General features: G+C 65.4%; 22 protein-coding genes. 12 read left to right on the top strand and 10 right to left on the bottom strand.

The genetic code is table 11. The annotated features are described in order from the left end of the window. Positions 1-55 precede the first annotated feature (55 nt). The 4 genes from GFD32_RS11145 (at position 56) to GFD32_RS19965 (ending at position 3159) form a co-directional block, all read left to right on the top strand. Positions 56-508, top strand: a complete 453-nt coding sequence (locus GFD32_RS11145; RefSeq protein WP_163576634.1) for a MarR family winged helix-turn-helix transcriptional regulator — start codon at positions 56-58, stop codon at positions 506-508. A 133-nt stretch (positions 509-641) separates the two neighbouring features. Continuing rightward, positions 642-2453 carry an acyl-CoA dehydrogenase C-terminal domain-containing protein gene (locus tag GFD32_RS11140; RefSeq protein WP_163576633.1) on the top strand — a complete coding sequence of 604 codons (1812 nt, stop codon included), beginning with the start codon at positions 642-644 and terminating at the stop codon, positions 2451-2453. 373 nt (positions 2454-2826) lie between these two features. Next, positions 2827-2982 (top strand): hypothetical protein, encoded by a 156-nt coding sequence (locus GFD32_RS19970; protein WP_240455612.1) that lies wholly within the window; start codon positions 2827-2829, stop codon positions 2980-2982. 18 nt (positions 2983-3000) lie between these two features. Continuing rightward, positions 3001-3159 carry a group II intron maturase-specific domain-containing protein gene (locus GFD32_RS19965; RefSeq protein WP_240455625.1) on the top strand — a complete coding sequence of 53 codons (159 nt, stop codon included), beginning with the start codon at positions 3001-3003 and terminating at the stop codon, positions 3157-3159. A gap of 283 nt (positions 3160-3442) precedes the next feature. Here GFD32_RS19965 and GFD32_RS11130 read toward each other — a convergent pair whose 3' ends face one another. Beyond that, positions 3443-5137 carry an HD domain-containing phosphohydrolase gene (locus GFD32_RS11130; RefSeq protein ID WP_163576631.1) on the bottom strand — a complete coding sequence of 565 codons (1695 nt, stop codon included), beginning with the start codon at positions 5135-5137 and terminating at the stop codon, positions 3443-3445. A 48-nt stretch (positions 5138-5185) separates the two neighbouring features. After that, positions 5186-6277, bottom strand: coding sequence for an EAL domain-containing response regulator (locus GFD32_RS11125; protein WP_163576628.1), 1092 nt, complete (start codon positions 6275-6277; stop codon positions 5186-5188). A 556-nt stretch (positions 6278-6833) separates the two neighbouring features. Between GFD32_RS11125 and GFD32_RS11120 the strand changes: the two genes are divergently transcribed. The 3 genes from GFD32_RS11120 to GFD32_RS11110 all read left to right on the top strand — a co-directional run bounded on the left by GFD32_RS11120 (position 6834) and on the right by GFD32_RS11110 (position 9682). After that, positions 6834-7307 (top strand): helix-turn-helix domain-containing protein, encoded by a 474-nt coding sequence (locus tag GFD32_RS11120; RefSeq protein WP_163576626.1) that lies wholly within the window; start codon positions 6834-6836, stop codon positions 7305-7307. A 411-nt stretch (positions 7308-7718) separates the two neighbouring features. Continuing rightward, positions 7719-8558, top strand: coding sequence for a hypothetical protein (locus GFD32_RS11115; protein ID WP_163576624.1), 840 nt, complete (start codon positions 7719-7721; stop codon positions 8556-8558). Continuing rightward, a complete protein-coding gene (locus GFD32_RS11110; protein ID WP_163576622.1) occupies positions 8555-9682 on the top strand; it encodes a hypothetical protein in 1128 nt (375 codons plus the stop codon). Before GFD32_RS11115 ends, GFD32_RS11110 begins: the two co-directional genes overlap by 4 nt. Before the next feature lie 98 nt (positions 9683-9780). Here the strand turns inward: GFD32_RS11110 and dkgB are convergent, their stop codons facing one another. The 3 genes from dkgB to GFD32_RS11095 all read right to left on the bottom strand — a co-directional run bounded on the left by dkgB (position 9781) and on the right by GFD32_RS11095 (position 11814). Beyond that, positions 9781-10584, bottom strand: coding sequence for a 2,5-didehydrogluconate reductase DkgB (dkgB, locus tag GFD32_RS11105; RefSeq protein ID WP_163576621.1), 804 nt, complete (start codon positions 10582-10584; stop codon positions 9781-9783). A 127-nt stretch (positions 10585-10711) separates the two neighbouring features. Beyond that, a complete protein-coding gene (locus tag GFD32_RS11100) occupies positions 10712-11212 on the bottom strand; it encodes a nucleoside deaminase (protein ID WP_163576620.1) in 501 nt (166 codons plus the stop codon). 71 nt (positions 11213-11283) lie between these two features. After that, positions 11284-11814, bottom strand: coding sequence for a PadR family transcriptional regulator (locus GFD32_RS11095; protein ID WP_163576618.1), 531 nt, complete (start codon positions 11812-11814; stop codon positions 11284-11286). Between the two features lie 116 nt (positions 11815-11930). Here GFD32_RS11095 and GFD32_RS11090 point away from each other — a divergent pair, with 116 nt between their 5' ends. Then, positions 11931-12302: a DUF2306 domain-containing protein gene (locus GFD32_RS11090; protein WP_163576616.1), complete on the top strand. Its 372-nt coding sequence runs from the start codon at positions 11931-11933 to the stop codon at positions 12300-12302. A gap of 34 nt (positions 12303-12336) precedes the next feature. On the opposite strand, the gene GFD32_RS11085 is transcribed toward GFD32_RS11090, so the two are convergent. The 3 genes from GFD32_RS11085 to GFD32_RS11075 form a co-directional block, all read right to left on the bottom strand. Beyond that, on the bottom strand, positions 12337-12888 hold the full coding sequence (locus GFD32_RS11085) for a thioredoxin family protein (protein ID WP_163576615.1): 552 nt from the start codon (positions 12886-12888) through the stop codon (positions 12337-12339). A 71-nt stretch (positions 12889-12959) separates the two neighbouring features. After that, the gene (locus GFD32_RS11080) at positions 12960-14351 is read right to left on the bottom strand and encodes a CHAD domain-containing protein (RefSeq protein WP_163576613.1); all 1392 of its coding nucleotides are present in this window, start codon (positions 14349-14351) and stop codon (positions 12960-12962) included. A gap of 85 nt (positions 14352-14436) precedes the next feature. After that, entirely contained in the window at positions 14437-14916 is a 480-nt protein-coding gene (locus tag GFD32_RS11075; protein WP_163576611.1) for a DUF721 domain-containing protein, read from the bottom strand. 149 nt (positions 14917-15065) lie between these two features. On the opposite strand from GFD32_RS11075, the gene GFD32_RS11070 reads away from it, so the two are divergent. From GFD32_RS11070 to GFD32_RS11055, 4 genes are all read left to right on the top strand, one after another. Further along, positions 15066-15431, top strand: a complete 366-nt coding sequence (locus tag GFD32_RS11070; RefSeq protein WP_240455611.1) for a hypothetical protein — start codon at positions 15066-15068, stop codon at positions 15429-15431. 97 nt (positions 15432-15528) lie between these two features. Next, on the top strand, positions 15529-18264 hold the full coding sequence (gene secA / locus GFD32_RS11065) for a preprotein translocase subunit SecA (protein ID WP_163576610.1): 2736 nt from the start codon (positions 15529-15531) through the stop codon (positions 18262-18264). A 145-nt stretch (positions 18265-18409) separates the two neighbouring features. Further along, positions 18410-19639 (top strand): bifunctional glutamate N-acetyltransferase/amino-acid acetyltransferase ArgJ, encoded by a 1230-nt coding sequence (argJ, locus tag GFD32_RS11060; protein ID WP_163576608.1) that lies wholly within the window; start codon positions 18410-18412, stop codon positions 19637-19639. 66 nt (positions 19640-19705) lie between these two features. Beyond that, positions 19706-20662: a Nudix family hydrolase gene (locus tag GFD32_RS11055; RefSeq protein ID WP_240455610.1), complete on the top strand. Its 957-nt coding sequence runs from the start codon at positions 19706-19708 to the stop codon at positions 20660-20662. 208 nt (positions 20663-20870) lie between these two features. On the opposite strand, the gene GFD32_RS11050 is transcribed toward GFD32_RS11055, so the two are convergent. Further along, positions 20871-21773 (bottom strand): carbon-nitrogen hydrolase, encoded by a 903-nt coding sequence (locus GFD32_RS11050; protein WP_163576606.1) that lies wholly within the window; start codon positions 21771-21773, stop codon positions 20871-20873. Positions 21774-21951: 178 nt separating this feature from the next. Next, positions 21952-23007, bottom strand: coding sequence for an agmatine deiminase family protein (locus GFD32_RS11045; protein WP_163576604.1), 1056 nt, complete (start codon positions 23005-23007; stop codon positions 21952-21954). Positions 23008-23046 lie beyond the last annotated feature (39 nt).

The raw sequence follows: 23046 nt of genomic DNA, 5'->3' as shown, positions 1-23046 counted from the left end.
TGCGCTAACGTATAGCGCATCAGCTTTTTTCGGGATGGATAAAGGAGGCCCCGCCATGGCCGACTCGGATGTCTGCAGCGACTTGCAGCTCGACCACCAGCTCTGCTTTGCGCTCTATTCCACTTCGCTATTGATGACCAAGTTCTACAAGCCGCTGCTCACGGCGCTCAATCTCACCTATCCGCAGTATCTGGTGATGATGGTGCTGTGGGAGGAGGACGGCCTGAGTGCCGGTACGGTCAGTCAGCGGCTCTACACCGATACCGGCTCGCTGACGCCGGTGTTCAAGCGCCTGGCCCGGGAAGGGCTGCTCGAACGCGTGCGAAGCGAGCGCGACGAGCGCGTGGTGGAGCTCCACCTGACCGATGCCGGACGAGCCCTGCAGGAGCGCGCCCGCGAGATCCCTGACTGCGTGGTGATGGCCAGCGGCCAGAGTTTCGACGAACTCCACGAGCTCAAGGAGCGGCTGGAAACGTTGCGGGGGCGGCTCAAGGAAGCCATGCCATGAATGGCATTACGCTCTCAACGGCGTTTTGAAACGAACGCTTGACTTGATGCGTGTCGATCGCTAGGTTTCAAACATTCGTTTGAAAAATGGCGCTTGCGGCTGCGTGCGCCCGACGGCTTTTGGAGAGATCGACATGCCCGACTATCAGGCCCCCCTGCGCGACCTGCGCTTCGTGATGGACGAACTGCTGGACTATCCGGCCCACTACGCTCGTCTGCCCGGCGGTGACGACGCCTCCCCGGATGTGGTGGCGGCCATTCTCGAGGAGGGGGCGCGCTTCGCCCGGGAGGTGCTGCTGCCGCTGAACCAGAGCGGCGACCGGGAAGGCTGCTTGCTGGAAGGGGGCGACGTGAAGGCGCCCAAGGGCTTCAAGGAAGCCTACGCCCAGTACGTGGAGGGTGGTTGGCCGAGCCTGGCCGCCGACCCCGAGCACGGCGGGCAGGGGCTGCCGCACTCGCTGGCCATGGTGCTCAACGAGATGATCTGTGCCACCAACCTGGCCTGGGGCATGTATCCGGGGCTTTCGCACGGTGCCGCTGACGCGCTTCGCCACCACGGTACCGATGAGCAGAAGGCCACCTACCTGACCAAGCTGGTCGAGGGCACCTGGACCGGCACCATGTGCCTCACCGAGCCGCACTGCGGTACCGACCTGGGCCTGATCAAGACCCGCGCCGTGCCAGCCGACGACGGCGCCTTCGATATCACCGGCACCAAGATCTTCATCTCCGCCGGCGAGCATGACCTGGCAGAGAACATCGTCCACCTGGTGCTGGCCAAGCTCCCCGATGCGCCGGAGGGCTCCAAAGGCATTTCGCTGTTCGTGGTGCCGAAGTTCCTGCCCAACGGGGCGGGGGAGCCCGGCGAGCGCAACGGCGTGGTGTGCGGCTCGCTCGAGCACAAGATGGGCATCCACGGCAACGCCACCTGCGTGATGAACTTCGACGGGGCCAAGGGGTTCCTGGTCGGTGCGCCCAACAAGGGGCTGGCCTGCATGTTCACCATGATGAATGCCGCCCGTATCGGCGTGGGCATTCAGGGTCTGGGCCTTACCGAGGCGAGCTTCCAGAATGCCCTGGCCTACGCCCGCGACCGCTTGCAGATGCGTGCGCTCGCAGGCCCCAAGGCTCCCGAGAAACCCGCCGATCCGATCATCGTTCATCCGGACGTGCGCCGCATGCTGCTGACCCAGAAGGCCTTCGCCGAGGGCGGTCGGATGCTCACGCTCTATACTGCCCAGATGATCGACATCGTCGAGCATGGCAGCGATGCCGCCGAGAAGGAGCGCGCCGAGACCCTGCTGGGCCTGCTGACGCCCATCGTCAAGGCGTTCCTGACCGAAACCGGCTTCGAGGCCACCAACGAGGGCGTACAGGTATTCGGCGGCCACGGCTTCATCCAGGAATGGGGCATGGAGCAGCTGGTGCGCGACGCCCGCATCACTCGCCTCTACGAGGGCACCACCGGCATCCAGGCCCTCGACCTGCTGGGGCGCAAGGTGCTGATGAGCCAGGGCGAGACGCTCAAGGTCTTCACCAAGGAGATCCACAAGTTCTGTCAGGCCGAGGAGGGCAACGGCGAGCTCGCCGAGTTTGTGCGGCCCCTGGCCAAATTGAACCAGGAGTGGGGCGAGCTGACCATGGGCATTGGCATGAAGGCCATGACCGACCGCGAGGAAGTGGGGGCGGCCAGCGTCGACTACCTGATGTATGCCGGCTACGTCACCCTGGCCTATCTGTTCGCCCGGGCAGCCAGGCAGGCCAGGATAGCGCTGGCCGAGAGCACCGAAGACGCCGCCTTCTACCGCGCCAAGCTCGATACCGCACGTTTCTTCTACCAGCGGTTGCTGCCGCGCACCCGCAGCCACAAGCAGGCCATCGAGGCCGGCGCCGAGTCGCTGATGGCGATCTCCGCGGAGGACTTCGGTCGCGGTTTCGAGATCTGAACGCCAGCTTTCTCTCTCGATCGGGTTTCGATCGACTCCTTGCGGCGGGCGATGGCCCGCCGTTTTTTGGTGTGCGCCAGGCATGGCGCGCAGCGCCTGACTGGCGCTAGTGCTACTGGCGTCGAGAGGCGACGGGACGGGCCATCAGACGTCATCGTAAGTGTCGATTCACCCCGACACCAAGGGCCGAACATGAAGAACAGCGAGTAGGCGATGACGTCTCGAGGATCGATCGTGAAGACAGCAACGGGCGCTAACATCACCCCTACCCCAGCCCAGTCCGGGCCGTCGAGATCCCCAAACCCAAGGTGGGACACGACAGCTCGGCATTTCCACGGTCAGCAACTGGCTGATCCAGCAGGCGTTGCTGCAGGTGCTGACGCCGCTCTTCGACCCGGACTTCTCCGAATCGCGCTACGGCTACCGCCCCAAACGCAACGCACAGCAGACCGTCTCGGCCATGAAGGCCCATGTCACCGCCGGCCACCGCTGGGTGGTCGACCTCAACCTGGAAGCCTTCTTCGTTTGAGTGAACCACGACCTGCTGATGGCACGGGCCGCGCGCCATATTCAGCGAGGCATCGGTGAACTGACACCAGTCCTGCGGGGCTGGGCCAGCTACTTCAGTCTCGTCGACGTGAAGCGTCCCTTGGAAGGGCTGGATCGAGGGATGCATCGCCGACTGCGTTGCGTGTTCTGGCGGTAGTGGAAGCGTCTGCGGACCCTGGTGTTGGGTCGAGACGAGTATCGGGCGTGGAAGCCAGTGGGAAATGGCCGCGGTCCCTGGTGGAAGGCCGGTGCCTCGCACATGAATCAGGCCCTGCTTAGGAGGTAGTCCGATCAACGGGGCCAGATTTCGGTGCTCGATACGATAAGATGGCTTACTCGTTCTTCATGAACCGCCGTATACCGAACGGTACGTACAGTGGTGTGGTAGGGCGCCGGGGGGGGGGGGGTGACCCCGGCGCCCTACCCGATTCTGCCTGGCTTCAAAGCTGGAAGTCGGCGGGGTCGGCCACGCCCTCCAGCGTACCGATCGCCCGCAGATCCGGATCGCTGAGCACGGTATCGAGCATCGAATCCTCGAACGCCAAGTTTTTGACGACGCGGACCTGCCTCGGGACGCCCTTGCGGTCGGATGCCATGACCCAGGCGAGAAACCCGCCCGAGTATTTGACCAAGCTGCCCACTGGATAGAAGCCGTAGCGGTGGACGTATCGGATCAGGCATTCCCTGTCGTAGCCCTCGTGGTTGTATACCTGCCGGTAGGCTTCCAGGGGCGCCAGCGCGGAGCGGCCATTGCGTGCGTGAGTCAGGGTGTCGACGACCTTGATGACCGAGGCGATGCGTACCGTCTCCGGCAACGCTGCGACCGCCTTACCTTGCGGATAGCCGCTGCCGTTGAGCCGTTCGTTGATGTCGCTGATGATCCGGTCCAGCACCGGCCCGGGGGTCCAGTCGATCTCACGCAGGCGTCGCTGCAGGGTTTCCACATGCTCTCTCAGGATGTTTCTCTGCGATGTTGTGAGGCAGCTGTCCAGAGTAGGTAGTCGCTCGTTGAGTAGCAAGGGTTTTCCCATCACGTGCAGCAGGGCGCCGGCCACTGCTTCCTGTGCGTCGTCGGCTAGGTTCGCATGTGCCAGCAAGGTATCTCCCAGCAGGGCCGCGACCCGTACGGAGTGCTGCACCCAGGGTGCCTCTTCGTTGAGATAGCGCAGCACATACAAGAACTGGTTGCGGTCGCTCTCGGCCAGGTGCAGCAGGGTATCCGCGCTGTCGTAAAGCACGTCCCTGGGAAAGGGCAACACATTCTTCATACAGTGCAGAATGATATGCTGCTGTCGAGCCACTTCCTTGATGGCATGGACCATGGGCGGTTGTTTGCTGCGTCGTCTGTTTTCCGAAGCGATCTTCTTTCTATAACCGGAATTGACGAGAAAAAGTGGCGAGGTTCCCGAGCGTCTGTACTCCGTTCCCGCGCGTCTGGCCAGCTCCAGTTCGCATTCGGTGACGAAGTGACGCAGGCGCTGCCGCGTCTTGTGGTCGAGCTCGACGAAGCCTATGCCGATCGCCATGTGCCGAGCGCGACCAAAGGGGCGCATGTTGCGAATGGAACCCTGGATGCGTAGGCCCTCTCCGTTGGGAAATTCGAGGGACAGGGAGGGGATCCGCTGATGCACCGTCAGCGGTGTACTCTCTTCCAGTGGAACTTGGACCATGCAGCCGCCCATCGAAAGGTTGCACAGTTGGGCCCGGACGGTGAGGCGTCCCGCGTACATGTCTAGGAAGGCTGCAGCGGACATCCCCTGGATGAAGGGCACCCTGGCGCCGCCGGGCTTTTCGGTGATCAGCAATGTGTCCGCTAAGGTGCAGCGGATCTCGAACAGGTTGCTGTCGAGCCGTTCGTGGGTTGCCCGAACTTTTTCGAAGCTCAGCAATAGCGGCGGATCGTCCCTGTTGACCTTTTCCAGATCGAAGGAGATCAATCCTTCAGCCAGCAGATGGGCGCTAATGTCGCCTGTCGGGCAGAAGACACGCAGTACCAGAAGGCTTTTCTCGATGTCGACACCCGCCACCTGGGCCGCTAGCGGATGAGTCTGGGCACCGGAGAAAATGGTGACATCATGTTTCTCCTCGACGATTCGAGCGACGGTGTGGATGGCCTGACCGGCGTGTGCAGACATTGATCTCCATCTCATGGCGTGTAATCCGCAAATAGGCAAGCCGAGGTTTCAGTGGCGGGGTGCTCCCGGCGCTTGCCATGAGCACCGTGGTGCGTCGTTCAACCAATCGGCGAGGTTCTTTCCGGACATGGGATGTGCGATGAAGAACCCCTGAGCCAGGTCGCAGCCAATGAAGTCGAGGAATTGCAGGGTCGCCTCGTCCTCGACGCCCTCCGCCGTCGAGCGTAGCGTCAGAGAACGGGCCAGTTCGACGATGCTCTTGACTACCGTGCGCGATGTGGCCGACTGCAAGGCCGTGGCGACGAAGGTTTTGTCCACCTTGATTTCGGAAAACGGCAGCCTCGCCAGTTGCTGCATCGAGGAGTAGCCGGCACCGAAATCGTCGATGGAGAGTTGGAACCCCTGCATCCGCAGACGCGTCAGCAGTTCGAGGGAGAGCACGGGATCGTCCAGGGCGCTGGTCTCGGTCAACTCGAGGACCACCCGGCGGGGGGGAACGGCGTAGCGTTGGCACAGGTCGATCATGATCTCGGGAAAGTCCGGTTGGGTGAGGTTGCGGGCGGAGATGTTGATGGACAAGGAGGGGCTACCTTGCAGCGTGCCGCCTCCGGGAGGGGAGAGGATGTTCGCGTGGAACCACGAGAACGCTTGTTCGATGATCCTCGCGGTGAACTCGGGCATCAGCCCGGCTCGTTCGATCGCAGGGATGAAGCGGTCGGGCACGATGAGGCCGTCCACCGGATGGTGCCATCTCGCCAGAGCTTCGAATCCCGACAATCGACCGTCGCGGCAGAATATCTGGGGTTGATAGGCCAGGCTGAATTCGCAGTTCTCGATGGCCTGGCGCAGCAGGGCGGGGTTCAGTTCTCTCTCGGGGTGGGGTCTGGAGGCATGCAAGATGCCCACGGTGGAGGGGGGGCTGCCTGCCTGTCGCAGCAACCCGTGCAGTCCGGTTGCGGAAAAGGGCTTGGCCAGATGGCCGATGACCCGCAGGCCGCGTGCCGAGGCCACCCGCGCCGCGGCATCGAGCACTAGCGGGTCGGTATTGCTGGTCAAAACATCGCTGGTCAGAATGATGCCGGCTTCGCATCCCCGATCGGCCAGTAGCTGGATGATGTCGAGGCTATCGGCACCGGACATGGAAAGGTCTATCAGTACACAAGTCGAACGCTGTTCGTCCAAGACTCGCAAAAAACTTTCGACACTCTCCGCTGTCCGTACCTGCAACGCTGCATTCTCCGCTATCCGCGCCGCGAACTGAGCTACCTGTGCGTCGTGCTCGAAAATCAACAATCGTCCCATCGTGAATCGCCTTGATAGCAGTCCAGACTCCGGCGTTCGTACTAGCTGAATATCTTGCGCCCCATCGCGGTGCTATCCTTGCATCCATGTCGCTTCGACAAACAAATGAGCACTAGGCGGTTCGATCGGCCGCCACAGCTCGTTCGCTCTTCAGTTTCGACCGCTCTCACGGCACCTCCTGGGTGGGCGGTGCCTGACTGTTGGCCGCCGTTTCGATTCGGCGGACCCCGGTAGCAGTGCGATATGGCGTCGAAGCCTCTTTGGGTACGTAGAACGTACTGTACGGCATGAATGGATCGGTTGTCAATACGTATGAGGCGATTAAACGACTAGAGTCGACGCATTTGTGTTGCCCAGGGGAATTTGTGCATCTCAATTCTCAGCAGGATAAATCATGACGCGTCATACCTTTATTGGATTCAGTAGTGCTCTCGAGGATGGGCAGGTCGACGCGTTCGAGAAGCGCATGGACATGGCGATCAAGCGAGCCGGAGGCGCCACGATCATGGCGAACAAGGCTGGGGTTTCCACATCGGTGCTTCGGAAGTGGCGGGCGGGACTGTCGGAGCCGACCCTGAGTAGCTTGGTTCGGATGGCACGGGCTGCTGAACTTTCCGTGGAGTGGTTCGTCACCGGTGAGGGGAATCCGGAGGGGCGCTCGCCAATACAGGGACAGCGTCATATCGATCTAGAGGCCCTGGAGGGGGGCATCGTCAGGATACGTCGAATCCTCGATCAGAAACGTCTTTCCCTACGGCCGGAGGTCGAGGCTCGGGTCATCCGCCTGGTCTATGAATTCCACATGCGACAAGGGCAGCCGATGGACGATGCCAGTCTGAATGACATCATAGAGCTGGCCGTCCTGTAATGACGGCTACGGGCCAATTCGTGGCATGATCCTCGAACTCGCGGTTACCGCTTCCCGGTGGCGCCAGTAGGATGGAAGTCGCTGCGGCGTAATTCATGTCCGCCAAGCGCTCGGCGGACTTTTCCATGGTGTGTCAGTTTGGCGCTGTTCCCGGGGTGGGTCTTGGGGGGCGGTTCAACCGGCGCCGGAAACTCCTGGCGCTGGGTCTGGACGAGTATCGGGTGTGGAAGTCGGCAGGAGGTGGGTGCGGTCCCTGGTGGAATGCCGGTGCCTCGCACATGAATCAGGTCCTGCAGAAGAAGTGGTTCGATCCGATTGCGTGTCGGACTGGCGTAGTGGCCCGGCCGGGCTACTGGAGAAATCGATACCTGCAGGCGTTACTCTGTTAGTGAACGGGCAGGGGAGCGTGACATGCTTGATTGGATGAGTGCCGGCCGGCAGGCGTGGCGGGGTGGCCACGGCTACCTCGTCGTGATGATGGTGGCGCTGTGGCTCTGGTCGCTGGCCGGTAGTCCTCTGGCCGGCTGGCTGTTCCTTCCGGCGCTGGTGCTGACCACCCAGTTGATCGTTGCCGGCAGCCTGGAAACCGCGCGCCTGCGTCGCCGGGCCTGGCTCGGCCAGTACCTGCGTGGTGAGTCGCCCTGGCAGCGCCGGCTGCGTGGCGGGATACTGATGGCGTTGCGTCATCAGGTGGCCGGGACCGTGCTGGCGCTGGTGCTGCTGGTCAAGCTGCGCCTGCTGCCGCCCGTCGCCTGGCCTCTGTTGCTGGCGACGGCGCTCGGCCTGGCGTTGGTCGCCCGATGGCTTCGCCGGCGCCTGGTCCCGCACGTCATTGGCGAACGGCTGGTGCCGGTGTCCCGGCAACTGTTGACGGCGCCCCTGGCGTGTCTGCTGGCCCTGGCCTTGGTGGGGCTGGCGCTATGGCTACCTCAGCCGTGGCTGGTGGGGCTGGGTTGGGAGGAAGCCGTTGCGCGCCATCTGCCGGGCGGCAGGGGCGGTTCGCTGCTGGCATTCTTCGAACGGCTGGCCGGCGCTGCCGAGATCACCCAGGCCTGGGCCATGCAGAACGCCGTGGAACGTCTGCGACTGGGTACCCCCGTGGCTCTGCTGGGCTGGCTGATGCTGCTGGCGACCCAGGGCGCCGTTGCCTGGGCCTACGTCCGCCTGCTGCTGGGGGCCGAGGCGCTGCTCGGTGCCGGCGAGCCAGGCCAGAGCGGGGTAGCGCACCGCCGCCAAGGGAACGCCCCATGACCCCGTCGAGCGATGTGTCTCTTCCGGTCCGTCGGCGGAAGTCTGCGACGCCCGTTTGGCGCCGCTGGTGGCCCACGCTGCTGGTCGTGGTGCTGTTGCTGTCGCTGCTCGAAGCCGGCCATCGCTGGCTCGAATCGCGCAGTGAGGCGCCGTTGTACCGGGTGATCGTGGCGGGGGAGTCGCTGACCCTGGATGCCGAGACCCATGCCGACTTCTCGTGCGATGTGGCTGCGTTCGTCGATGACTCTCGCGGGCGGCTCGCAGCACGCATGACTCCGTGGGTCGAGAGGCGACTCGAAGCGGCTTACGCGCCGCTGGAGGCCGCGGTGCCCGGCTACCTGAACTGGTACTTCTCGCCGAGCGGTAGCTACGCTCGCCTCGGCGTGGCCCTGCTCGGCGATCTGGATGACTGGCTGGACGGCCAACTTCACGCGCGCCTGATCGAGCCGAGCGGTATCGAGTCGGCCCTGGCCAAGCTCCAGGTAGACTACCCGCTGCGCCTGGCCCGTGAACGGCGGCGGCTCGTCGACGAACTGGCCGCCACCTTGCAGGCCCGCTATGCCCCACTTCAGGTCGATGCGGCGGCGGATGACGGAAAGCCACCCGCTCTCGACCTGGATGAGACGTTGCAGCGTTCGCTGCGCGACAGCCGTGACCGTGTACGCTGGAACTTGGCCGCCGCTGGTGGCGGTGGCGTGGGGTTGTTGGCCGGCCGGGCTCTGGCGGTCCGGCTGGGGAGCACGGCGGCGGGGCAGGGCAGTCGCCTGGCCGTGCGCGGCCTGGCATCGCGCCTGGGTGCCGGCGCCGCGCGGGCGCTGCTGGGCGGCGGCTCGGTTGCGGCGGTCAGCGCTCCCAGTGGCCCGGGCGCCCTGGTGGCAGGTACCGTGACCACCGTGGCGACCCTGGCCGGCATCGCCGGCAGCGAATTCGCCATGCTCAAGGCACAGGAAGCTCTGCAGCGCCCGGCCATGCAAGCCCAACTGCACGACGAGATCGCTCGCGGCAGGGCCGCGATGTCCCTGACTCTGAAGGCCGCCACCGTCTCCCGCCCTCTCCTCGATGAGGCGGAGACGATGCCTACGGCCTATCGCATTGTCGACAGGTTGAGCGAGCCGGAACGGTGACGTGCCAATCGGTACATGGCGGATAGGGCGGTCGAATTCGAGGCCGCCGCTTCCGGCGAGCGGAAACGGCGGCACGTGGCGTAGCCTTGGCGGCGAGTTCAGTCCCAGGCGGGGGCGAAGTCGGGGTTCGCGATGCGCTCGCCGCAGTCGAGTTCGGCGATCTGAGCCATTTCGTCGTCGCTCAGCGCGATCTCGAAGGCGGCCAGGTTGCTGCGGATGTGTTCGGCCTTGGTGGAGGAGGGAATGGTCACCAGGCCGCGGGCCTTGATCCACGCCAGTGCGACCTGCGCCGGGTTGGCATCGTGGGCCTGGGCGATGCGCTCCAGGGTGGTGTCCTTCATCACCTTGCCGACGGCCAGCGGCATGTAGGCGGTGACCTCGAGGCCGCGTGACTGGCAGTGTTCGACGAGAGCACGGTTTTGCAGGAAGGGGTGCACCTCGATCTGGTTGGTCAGCAGGGTGCCCTCGCCAAGAATGCCGATGGCCTGGTCGACCTGGGCGCGGGTGAAGTTGGAAATGCCGATGTGCTTGGCCCTGCCGGCGTCCTGCACCGCCTTGAGGGCGTTCAGGTAGTCGTCCATCTGCACTTCACCATCGGGGGATGGCCAGTGTATCAGCAGCAGGTCGACATACTCGGTGCCGAGCCGGTCCAGGCTTTCGTCGACGCTGGCTTCCAGATCGCCGGGGCGCAGGCGGTCGTGCCATACCTTGGTGGTGAGGAAAATCTCGTCGCGCGGAATGCCGCTCTCCCGGATGGCCTCGCCCACTTCGGTTTCGTTGCCGTACATCTGGGCGGTGTCGATATGGCGATAGCCCGCTGCCAGGGCGCTTTTCACCGCGTTCTCGAGTACGTCGCCTTCCAGGCGGAAGGTGCCGAAACCGGGATTGGGAATGCGCGTCATGGACTGCTCCTTCGTCGTCGGGGATGAGCTCTTGGTGAATGAGCCCTTTGGGGTGTCATTTGCCTGCGGGCGAGGGGTGGCTTCTTCAAGGGCGTTGGGGTCAACAGGCTGCCGCCCATCGCCGGTTCTATGCCTCTCCGGAGCCTGACCGGCTAGCATGGTGCCGGCGCTGGTGCAGGTCGCGGATGCGCTCGGCCAGCTCAGGCACCGGCCCCTCGATCCATGCTCTCGGCACCACGGTCTGGATCGGCAGCGGCGCCACCGGCGCCGGACCCGCGCCCATCGCCTCGAGCCAGCTCACCAGCTGTTGCGACGAGCTGGCGTAGACGATACGCCCTAGCCTTACCCAGCCGTGGGCCGCCGCACACATCGGACAGTGCTCCCCGGAAGTGTAAACCGTGGCCCGCGCCCGCTCCTCGGGTGTCAGATGCTGCGCCGCCCAGCGCGCTAGGTAGAATTCCGGGTGCTGGGTACTGTCGCCCCCGGCGACGCGGTTGTGGTCCTCCGCGAGCACCTCGCCAGCGCCGCTCACCAGCACCGATCCGAACGGCTCGTCGCCGGTCTCCAGCGCCTTCTCCGCCAGTGCCACGCAGCGCTCGAGGTGTTTCATGTCATTGGCATCGATCATGGCGGACTCTCCCGTGGATGACTGCATTGACCCACAGCATAAAGTCGAAGGCCTGGCTCTGGCGACAGCGATCATTCCCCTTCTTCCAGCACTTCCTCGACCCACTCCCGCCAGGTCTGCGTGAGCCGTTGACCGAGCCGCAGCGTGTGCCAGGGCGCGCGCTGGGCGGGGGTGAGGCGCTCGGGGGCGGCGAACCACTCCTCTTCGATGGCGGCATAGGTGGCCAGGCGCTGGGTGAGTTGCTCGTGCAGGTCGCTGAACTCCCGTCGGCGGGCGTCGGCGGGCCACCGTTCCCAGGCGAAAAACTTGGCGAAGAGGGGCTCGCGCACGGGGCCGGCCGCCAGGGGCTCGGCGAGCCAGGTGTCGAGGGCCTCCCCCCCGGCCGCGGTCAGGTGGTAGACCTTGCGGTCGGGGCGCTCTGCCTGGGGCATCGTCTCGCAGGTTAGCAGGCCGTCGCCGCGCATGCGGTCGAGCTCCCGGTAGAGCTGTTGGTGGCTGGCCTGCCAGACATGGGCGAGCCCGGCCTTGAAGCGCTGCAGGATGTCGTAACCCGTGCCGGGCTCCTGCTGCAGGGTGATCAGTAGTACGGCGCGCAGGGACATGGAGAGGCCGGTTCGTTGCTAATTGATATGCACATGGTTGCATATAGGTCGGCGCGAGGCTAGTGTTATGCAACAAGTTGCACTAACCCCGGCACAGCATGACCAACGGAGGCCACATGGCATTTACGCTGCACCTCTACGCATCCTTCGTGGCCCTAGGGCTCGGCGGGCTGATTCTGTCGATGCGCAAGGGAACGAAACCGCACCGGCTGCTGGGGAGCACTTGGGTGGCGGCCATGGCGCTCTCGGCGCTGAGTTCGTTCTGGCTGGGCGGCGGCGTGCTGCCCCTGGTGGCTCACCTGGGGCCCATCCACCTGTTGTCGCTGTGGGTGCTGGTGGCGCTGACGGCAGCCGTCGTCGCCATCGTGAAGGGCCGGGTACGCCAGCATCGCGAGTGGGTGCTGGGTGCCTACCTGGGTCTGGTCGCCGCCTTTGCCGGCACCCTCATGCCGGGTCGCTGGGTCGCTTCCCAATTGGGCCTGTGGTGAGCGCGGTCAACCGGCCAGAGGCGTCGGAGCTGGCTCATTCCCGCCACTTGATATTGCAGCCCATGGAGGGTTTCTGGTCGTTGTTCGGTGCCTCGCCAGCGAGCACGGCGTCGGCGGCGGCGCGCAGGTCGGCTCCGGTCACCGGCGTCGGCTTGCTGGGGCGGCTGTCGTCGAACTGGCCGCGGTAGGCGAGACGGTGATCGGCGTCGAACAGGAAGAAGTCCGGCGTGCAAGCCGCCTCGAAGGCACGGGCCACCTCCTGGTTTTCGTCCACCAGATAGGGAAACGTGTAGCCGCGCCGCTCGATCTCCTCGCGCATCCTCTCGGGGCTGTCGTCGGGGTGGCTGGCGTAGTCGTTGCTGTTGATGCCGACCACGCCGAGCCCCTTGGCCTGGTACTCGCGAGCGAACTCGGCCAGGGCGTCGGCAACGTGCTTGACGAAGGGGCAGTGGTTGCACATGAACACCACCAGCAGCGGCTGGCCGGAGAAGTCGTCGCTGCCGACCTCGCGGTCCTCGGGATCTCGCAGGCGGAAAGTGGGCAGGGAGCTACCCAGCTCGATCATGGTGGAAGGCGTCAGGCTCATGGGTCACCTCCTCATTGGGTACGGCTCTGCATTCAGCGTAACAGACGCTGCCAGGGCCAGTGCGGCGATGCTCAGGCGCTGGCCGCCTGGGCTTCTGTGAGCGGTGGCAGTGCCAGGATCCGGCTTCGCAGTTCGGCCATGCGGTCGCTCAGCGCCCGGTCCCAGGCGGTCAGGGCATCGTCGGCCTGCGGTGAGAGGGAGGCGGTTGCCGGGGCTTCGCGAAACTCCGCCAGCAGGCCGCGCTGGCTGGCGATGTCCTGGAAATCGCCGAGCAGCGTCTGGCGTGTGGGTAGACGGTCGAGCAGGTCGCGGTGCCGATCGGGCGCCAGTTCGGCCAGGTAGCGAACTCGCTTGACGGTCTTGCGCAGCGTGTGGATCGCCTCATCGGGAGCGGTGTCATCCAGCGCCCGCCACTGAGCGTCGTGTCGTGCCATGCGCTCGGTGAGCACCTGCTCGATGGCGTCGGGCTCGAGAGTGTCGAGCAGGTTGCGCATCGGCTTGGCGTCGAGCGCGTCGCGCCAGCGGCGCAGTTGCTTCCGGTAACCACGGCTGGCCATGCGCTGGCAGAGTGCGCGATGCTCGGCCTCGGCCTGCTCACGCAGCCAGGCGGCCACGGCCGGCTCGATGGCGCCTCGCTCGCCTTCAGGCTTTCCCTCCAGGCCCATGAGGAAGACGTCCAGGTCGCGCAGTCGGCTGGTGGCGCGGGCGCTGCGCTTCACGCCCTCGAGAGCTTTCTTGACCTTGGGCTTGGGCGTGATGGAGAGCAACGACTCGGCGATGGCCCGGCTACGCCGCAGGTTGACTCGGTACTGGTGGAGGAACTCGGGATCCCAGCCGGCTTTCACGCCCGGCCCCAGTGCTCGTATCCGCTGGTAGTGGTGGACGAGCCGGCCATGGACTCGCTGGGCCAGTGAGAGTCCTTTCAGGGCCGGCGCATCGGGAGCGCTGCCCTTGAACAGCGCATGGCTGACCTCGGTCGGCGCGAGGCTGGCCACGAGGGTGCCGCAGTGCTTGCCGAGCTGCTCCCAGCGGTCGACGGGCAGAGCCAGATGCAGCGCGCCGGCAGTGGGTAACCGCTCGGGGGACGCTTGGGCGAGCCACTGGGCCAGCGCCAGAAGGGCGGGATTGTGGCCGATGAGGGTGAGGGCGGCGTCTTCCGGGGCGCTCTCCTGCAACCAGCGGCGCAGCTGGCGAGCATCGAAAGTGTAGAGGTCGTCGGAATGATGGGCCCGCTTGGTCAGGTCCTGCGTCGGCAGTGCCACGGCGAGGCCCAGCAACGTCTGCCGGGCGCGGGTGGCGCTGCTCACGTAGAGCGCACCGTCGAAGGCGCCGATTCGCTCGAGGGAGTGGGCCATGGCGGCGAGCTGATGGTGGCCGCGTCGGCTCAGCGGGCGTTCGCGATCCGCCCGGTCGCGGTCGGCTTGGCGCGCCTTGGCATGGCGGATCAGGTACAGGTGCTTCATGGCGTACCCTCGAAGCTTGCATCCCTTCTTCAGACTATCGCGGAAACGGCGTTGCGTCGCCACACCCTGCTCGGTCCTCGCTGCCTCACCGCTGCGGCGGCGCGTCATCGCCGCGGTCGGCATGGGCGGCCAGGCGTTCGAGGGCGCTCTTGAGGCGCGGGTCGTCGGTACCTTCGGCGCAGGCGGTCAGTTCGTCGCCGGCCGGGCCGGAGAGCTGCCGAGCCTGACGGGGCGGGGCCTTGACCGGGTGCACCGGCCGCACCTTGAAGGTGAAGCCGGTCACCGCCGTGAAGGCCGGTAACTGATGGAGTAGCTCGAGCAGGCGGGCCTGCTCGTAGCGTAGCCAGGTGAGCCACACGGCGCGGTCGGTGATCAGGGTCAGTTTGCCGTTGTGGAAGCCGCCGACGTAGAGATGTTCGCCTACCTCACCGGGTAGGTGCCCCCGCAGGTGAGACTGGGCCTGGTCGATGAGCCGGGCCGTGCGCATCAGCGGCGCCAGCTCGCCTTGGCCGCCCAGCAGTCGTGACATGGGCTGGGCGCGTGAACGCTTAACCTTTATACTCATGTGCTTGCTTTCCCGGGGCAGTCGCTGGAACCGCGGGTTGCTAACCCGCCGGGCGCTGGCTTGTGCCGGCGGCAACGTTTTTACGGCAGGTGCCCGCCTGGCGCCCGGATTTTGCCTGAGCCTAGCACGCTGAGGAGTGCCTCGACATCATGGCCACCGATCAACCGTCACACGCCGGCCTTGTGGAGTGTCCGGCTGCGCGCCGCACGGCGACGCCCCGGGCGTCGTCGCGCTGGTGGTTGGCGGGACTGCTGGTGAGCTGTCTGCTGCCCGTGGGGTTGAGCAGCGTCGAGTCGCCGCGTCTCACCGAGCGCATCGCTCAAATCTGCATTCTGGCACCGGCCCTGATGCGCGTACGCTGTCGCCGCGAGGCGCGCCGGAGGGCTCAACTGCGCTGGCCGATACTGCGGCAACCCAGCTTGGTCATCCTTACGGCGTTGCGGGCGTTGCCCGTCCTGCGCTGGGCCGCAGCTCTGGATGTGCTGACCCGCCGCGGCCCACCACGGTCTTGCTGACACCATCGACCTTTCGAGCCCGCCGGCCAAGCGCCCCGAGACCGACCTCGTGTCGCCGGCCGTCGGCAGCGTGCCATTCGCAGACTGTGGACGATTCATGATCAATTCTCTGTTACGCAAGGTGGTCGGTTCCAAGAACGACCGTGTCGTCAAGCGCATGCGCAGAAGCGTGGCGCAGATCAATGCCTTCGAGAGCGAGTACGAGACGCTCGACGATGCGGCGCTACAGGCGCATACGGCGGCCTTCCGCGAGCGCCTGGACGACGGCGCGAACCTGGATTCACTGCTGCCCGAGGCCTTTGCCACGGTGCGCGAAGCGAGCAAGCGCGTCATGGGCATGCGTCACTTCGACGTGCAGTTGATCGGCGGCATGACGCTGCACGACGGACGCATCGCCGAGATGAAGACCGGCGAGGGCAAAACTCTGGTCGCCACCCTGGCCGTCTACCTCAATGCCCTGCCCGGCAAGGGCGTGCACGTGGTCACGGTCAACGACTACCTGGCCCGCCGCGATGCCGAGTGGATGCGCCCGTTGTACGAATTCCTCGGCCTGTCGGTGGGGGTGATTTACGCCGGCCAGAATGCCGAGGAGAAGCGCACCGCCTATGGTTGCGACATCACCTACGGCACCAACAATGAGTACGGCTTCGACTACCTGCGCGACAACATGGCGTTCTCGCTGGAGGACAAGGTGCAGCGCGACCTGCACTATGCCATCGTCGACGAGGTGGACTCGATTCTCATCGACGAGGCGCGTACGCCGCTGATCATCTCCGGTGCGGTGGACGAGAACACCGAGCTCTACTCGGTAGTGGATCGTCTGGCCCGCCACCTGGTTCCGTGCGAGGACGAGGAGGATCCCACTAGCGGCGACTTCACCCTCGACGAGAAGCACAAGCAGGTGGAGATCACCGAGGCGGGGCACAACAAGGTAGAGGAACTGATGCGCTCCGAGGGGTTGCTCGGTGAGCACGACTCCCTCTACTCGGCCCAGAACCTCAACCTGCTGCAGCACATGCACTCGGCGCTGCGTGCCCGTCACCTCTACCACCGCGATGTGGACTACATCGTCAGTGAAGGTCAAGTGGTGATCGTCGACGAGCATACCGGCCGTACCATGCCGGGACGTCGCTGGTCCGAAGGTCTGCACCAGGCGGTCGAGGCCAAAGAGGGGGTCACCGTTCAGCGCGAGAGTCAGACGCTGGCTTCCACCACTTTCCAGAACTACTTCCGTCTCTACGACAAGCTGGCCGGCATGACCGGCACCGCCGATACCGAGGCCTTCGAGTTCCGCCAGATCTACGGCCTCGACGTGGTGGTGATCCCCACCAACAAGCCGTTGATCCGCGCGGATCACAACGACTTGGTCTACCTCACCGCCGAGGAGAAGTTCGAGGCGATCATCGAGGACGTGAAGGCGCAGACCGAAGCCGGACGGCCGGTGCTGGTGGGGACCGCCTCCATCGAGACTTCCGAGTACCTGGCACAGCTGATGCAGGAGGAAGGCCTCGATTTCAACGTGCTCAACGCCAAGCAGCACCAGAGCGAGGCCGAGATTATCGCCCAGGCCGGCCGGCCCGGCGCGGTGACCATTGCTACCAACATGGCCGGTCGCGGGACCGACATCGTATTGGGGGGCAACTGGGAGGCCGAGATGGCCAAGCTGGATGCCCCTTCGGAAGCGCAGGTCGAAGTGCTCAAGGAAGAGTGGCGCGAACGCCATGAGGCAGTGGTGGCCGCCGGCGGGCTGCACGTCATTGGTTCCGAGCGCCACGAATCGCGGCGTATCGACAACCAGTTGCGCGGCCGTTCCGGCCGTCAGGGCGATCCCGGCTCGACGCGTTTCTTCCTGTCGTTGGAAGACAGCCTGATGCGCCTGTTCGGCTCCGACCGTGTGCAGCGCATGATGAAGGCGCTGGGCCTGGAGCGCGGCGAGGCGATCGAGCACAAGATGGTCACCAACGCCGTGGAGCGCGCCCAGAAGAAAGTCGAGAGCCGCAACTTCGACATCCGCAAGCAGCTGCTCGAGTACGATGACGTGGCCAACGACCAGCGTCGCGTGATTTACGAGCAGCGCAACGAGATTCTCGGCGCCGAGGATGTCTCCGAGAACGTGCTGGGCATTCGCGAAGAGGTGCTCGATGCCGCGATCAGCGAGTTCGTGCCGCCCCAGAGCCTGCCCGAACAGTGGGATCTGGCGGGTCTGCAGGACCACCTGAAGAACGAGTTCAACCTCGAAGCGCCGGTGGTGGAGTGGGCCGAGCAGGACGACCGCTTTCACGAGGAACAGCTGCGCGAGCGCCTGCAGGCGATGCATCGCGAGGCCTACGACGAAAAGGTGCAGCAGGCCGGTGAGGCGCTGATTCGTCGTTTCGAGAAGCAGGTCATGCTTCAAGTGCTCGATACGCGCTGGAAGGAGCATCTGCAGGCCATGGATCACCTGCGTCGGGGAATTCACCTGCGCGGCTATGCGCAGAAGAACCCCAAGCAGGAATACAAGCGCGAGGCCTTCGAGCTGTTCCAGACCCTGCTGGCCAACATCAAGTCGGACATCACGCGGATTCTCAGCCACGTTCATGTGCGTCAGCCCGAAGAGGTCGAGGCGCTGGAGCGCAAGCGTCGTGAGGCTCTGGAGCGCGAGAAGGCATCTGCGGCGAGTCGTCATGATGCTCCGGCGATGGCCACTGCCGGGGAGGAGGACGAGTCGGCACCGCTGCCGCCGGGTGCCGATGGTCGCCCGATGCGCCGCGAAGGGCCGAAGGTGGGCCGCAACGATCCCTGTCCGTGTGGCTCGGGGAAGAAGTACAAGCAGTGCTGCGGCAAGCTCAACTGACGGGCTACGGGCTACGGGCTACGGGCTACCGGTTGCGCCCCCTTTGCCAGGGGGTAGCATCCTGCTCGAAGCTCGAAGCTCGAAGCTCGAAGCTCGAAGCTCGAAGCTCGAAGCTCGAAGCTGATTCCAACCAGGAGAGACAAGCATGGCAGTGGGTGAATCACGCTTTCCGGTGATGCCGGTGATCGAAGGCTTGCGCCTGGGCACCGCCATGGCGGGCATCAAGAAGCCCGACCGGCGCGATCTGGTGGTGATCGAGGTGCCCGAGGGCGCCCGGGTGGCCGGCACCTTCACGCGCAACGCCTTCTGTGCAGCCCCCGTCACCGTAGCGCGCACGCATCTGGCGGCCTGCACGGCCCGCTCATCGGCGCCGCGCTATCTGGTGATCAACACTGGCAATGCCAATGCCGGTACCGGCGAAACCGGCCTGCGCGATGCACGCGCGACCTGTGCCGAGCTGGCTCGGCTGGCGGGCGTGGAAGAGGAGAGCGTGCTGCCATTCTCGACCGGGGTGATCGGCGAGGCACTGCCCATGGAGCGCTTGCTGGGAGGCTTGCCGGCGGCGCTTGCCGCCCTGGACGACAGCGCCGAGGCCTGGCAGCTGGCCGGTGAAGGCATCCTCACCACGGACACCCGCCCCAAGGGGGCGAGCGTGACAGTGGAGCTCGGCGAGCGGTCCGTGACCATCAACGGAATCAGCAAGGGCTCGGGGATGATCCAGCCCAACATGGCTACCATGCTCGCCTACGTGGCCACGGATGCCGACATCGAGCAACCGCTGCTCGAGTCGCTGCTGCGCGACACCGTCGAGCGCTCCTTCAACTGCATCACCGTGGACGGCGATACCTCCACCAATGATGCCTGTATGCTCGTCGCCACCGGGCGCGGGGCCAGGGTGGACGACGACGAGCAGGTGGCGGTGTTTCGCAACGGCCTGCAGCGGGTGATGACCGAGTTGGCCCAGGCCATCATCCGTGACGGCGAAGGGGCGACCAAGTTCGTCACCCTGCAGGTCAACGAGGCGACGAGCCGTGAAGAGGCGCTGGCGGTGGCATTCACCGTGGCCCATTCGCCGCTGGTCAAGACGGCATTGTATGCATCGGACGCTAACTGGGGGCGGATACTTGCCGCCGTGGGAAGGGCGCCGGTGACGGAGTTCGATGTGGACAGGGTGACCATCGATCTGGGCAATGTGCGGCTGGTGGAGAACGGCGGGCGCGCCCCTGGCTACACCGAGGAAGCCGGCAGCGAGGTGATGGCGAGCGAGGAAATCACGATCCGTATTGCCCTAGGGAGAGGCGCGGAGAATGCCACGGTGTGGACCTCCGATCTCTCGCACGACTACGTGAGCATCAACGCCGACTATCGTAGCTGACGGCGGTTGCGACGGATGAATCAGCCCCGCGCTCCGCGAGGCGCGGTCACAGCGGGATAGAGGTTAATGAACGCAATGGTGAAGAGAAGGGTGCATGTGGCAGCGGCCGCCATCATCAATGAGGATGGCCGCAAGGTGCTGATCGCGCGTCGGCCGTCCAACGTCGACCATGGCGGGTTGTGGGAGTTTCCGGGCGGCAAGCTGGCGCCCTACGAAACGGGGCTCGAAGGCCTTAAGCGTGAGTTGCACGAGGAACTGGGCGTGGAGATACAGCGTGCCCAGCCGCTGATTCGCGTGCATCACGAATATCCCGAAAAGCACATCCTGCTCGATGTCTGGCAGGTGCACGCCTTTGCCGGCGAGCCTTTCGGGCGCGAAGGCCAAGCGGTACGCTGGGTGCCCATGGACGAGCTGGCGGGATACCCCTTCCCGGCGGCCAACCTGCCGATCCTGCGTGCCGTCATGTTGCCCACCGAATATCTGATTACCGGCGAGGAAGACGACGAGGCGCGCTTCGAGGCCAGCCTGACCCGGGCGCTGGTCGAGGATGGCGTACGCATGGTGCAGCTACGCGCCAAGCTGCTCGACGAAGGTGCCTACCTGGCCCGCGCCGAACGGGCGCTGGCGCTGTGCCGGGAACACGGAGCGCGACTGCTGCTCAACGGCGACCCCGAGCGGTTGGAGCGCATCGATGCCGATGGCATTCACCTCACCAGCGAGCGGCTGATGAAGCTGGAGCGGCGTCCCATTGCCGAGGAGAAGTGGCTGTCGGCGTCGACCCACGACAGCCGTCAGTTGGCCCAGGCCGGCCTCATCGGCTGCGATTTCGTGACCCTCTCGCCGCTGCGCACTACACCCTCGCATCCCGAGGTGGCGCCGCTGGGTTGGCACGATTTCCAGCAACTGGTCGAACGTGCGGCCATGCCGGTCTTCGCGCTGGGTGGCATGACCCGCTTCGACGCCAATCATGCCCGCGCCGTGGGCGCCCAGGGAATCGCCTCGATCCGCGATTTCTGGAAGTGACCGGCTTTGCCGGAAGCTGGAAGAGTGCCCGCTCCGCGGGCTTAAGCTGGAAGCTTGAAGAAAGACCTTGATGCCAGGACCGGTGGCAACATGCTGCCTTCCAGCTTCCAGCTTCCAGCTTCCAGCTTCCAGCTTCCAGCTTCCAGCTTCCAGCTTCCAGCTTCCAGCTTCCAGCTTCCAGCTTCCAGCTTGAGCGCGCAAAGCGCGCTCAGTCCCGGTAGCGTCGAGTCAGGTCGCCGTAGGCGTCGATGCGGCGGTCGCGTAGATAGGGCCATATGCGCCGGATTGCCTCGCTGCGGCCCATGTCGAGGGTGGCCCGCATTCGCTCGGATTCGCCGCCGGCGTGGGCCAGCAGTTCCCCTTGGGGCCCGCAGATGAAGCTGCCGCCCCAGAAGTCGATACCGGGGCCGGTGGCCGAGGGATCCGGCTCGTGGCCGACGCGATTGGCGACCAGCACCGGGATGCCGTTGGCCACGGCATGGCTGCGTTGGATCAGCGTCCAGGCATCCTTCTGGCGGGTCTTTTCCGGCTTGTCGTCCGGTGGGTGCCAGCCGATGGCGGTGGGGTAGAGCAGTATCTCGGCGCCCGCCAGCGCCATCAGTCGTGCCGCTTCGGGATACCACTGATCCCAGCAGACCAGCACGCCGAGTCGCCCCACCGAGGTGTCGATGGGCGTGAAACCGTCGCCGCGGGCGTCGTCCACATCGCCAGGCGTGAAGTAGAATTTTTCATAGAAGGCCGGGTCGTCGGGGATGTGCATCTTGCGATAGTGGCCGACTCTGCCGCGGTCGCCGTCGTAGACCACGGCGGTATTGTGGTAGAGCCCGGGAGCGCGGCGTTCGAACAGCGAGCCCACCAGCACGATGTCGAGCTCGGCGGCGAGCGCTGCCAGGCGGCGGCCCGTGGGGCCGTCCAGCGGCTCGGCGAGATCGAAGATCGCCGGATCCTCGCTCTGGCAGAAGTAGTGGGTGGCGTGCAGTTCCTGCAGCATCACCAGCCGGGCACCGGACGCAGCCAGCTCGCGGATGCCGGCTTCGCTCTCGGCCAGGCTCTTCTCCTTGTCGGGCCAGGCGGCTTGTTGCACCAGGCCGACCTCGAGATGACGGGACATAGACAGTCTCCTCGTATGTTTCAATGCTCAAGGCGTATCCGGCGACAGGCCTCCGAAGGGACGCTCTCGCAGCCGGCTCCGCTGGCAGGGCCGGTGCTGGCCATTCATGGCCAATCCGTTCGGCGGAATCCGCCTCACCCCTGGTGCAGGAGCCCTTCCGTGGCTTGTGCCTATCGCATCAGGCAACGGTGGCGGCATTGCGGGCCAGGCTGCCGGCCGGTAGCTGCATGGTCAGGCAGTGCAGGCTGCCGTGCTGACGCAGCACGCTGGTGCACTCGATGGGTACGATGTCGCGGTCCGGGAAGGCGTCGCCCAGAGCGGCCAGGGCACGGCCATCGGCGGCATCGCCATAGGTGGGCACCAGCACGGCGCCGTTGATGATCAAGAAGTTGGCATAGGTGGCCGGCAAGCGGTGACCGTCCACCGGGTCGTAGACGGGGCGCGGCCAGGGTAGCGGTAGCAGGCGATACGGTTCGCCAACCCGGCGCCGTAGTGCCTTGAGCTCGACTTCCATGGCCGCCAGGGCCGGGTAATGCGGGTCGCTATCGTCGTCGCAACGGACGTAGGCAATGGTCTCGGGGTCGACGAACCGGGCCAGAGTGTCGATGTGGCCATCGGTGTCGTCTCCCTCCAGATGCCCCTGGCTAAGCCACAGCACACGCTCGATGCCGAGCTCCTCGCGCAGGCGAGTCTCCAGCGCCTCGCGCCCCAGGCCCGGGTTGCGGTTGTCGTTGAGCAAGCACGATTCGGTGGTGAGCAGGGTACCCTCGCCGTCGGTATCGATGGCGCCGCCTTCCAGCACCAGGTCGTGGGAGATCACCGGGCAGGCGAAGGTGCCGGCCTCGACCAGGCGCTGGGTCAGAGTGTCGTCGCGGCGGGCCGGGTACTTGTCCCCCCAGCCGGTGAAGACGTAGTCGAGGAGGGTCAGTGCGCCGTCGCACTCGGCGCCCAGTGGGCCGTGGTCGCGGGTCCAGGTGTCGTCGGCCTCGAGCACCACCAGATGGAGGCGCGCGGCGTCGACCCCCAGGTTCGCGAAACGCCGTGCCAAGTGGGTACGGGTCGCCGCATCGGGCACGCTGATCAGCACGTGTTGATAGCGGGCAGTAGCCACCACCAGCGCTTCCAGCGTTCCCTCGATGCGTTCGAGCAGTGGTGCCCAGTCGCCATGGGGGCTCGGCCAGGTCAGTTGCACGGCATCCTGGGGATGCCACTCGGGTAGCAGGCGATTGGCCATGGGGAGATTCTCGTGGTCGGCGTGGAGCGGAGGCAGCGG

This window comes from Halomonas faecis, assembly GCF_010993975.1.
Classification (GTDB): Bacteria; Pseudomonadota; Gammaproteobacteria; order Pseudomonadales; family Halomonadaceae; genus Halomonas; species Halomonas faecis.
Note: the sequence above shows the minus strand (reverse complement) of the source record. Positions and strands in the feature narration are given on the sequence as shown.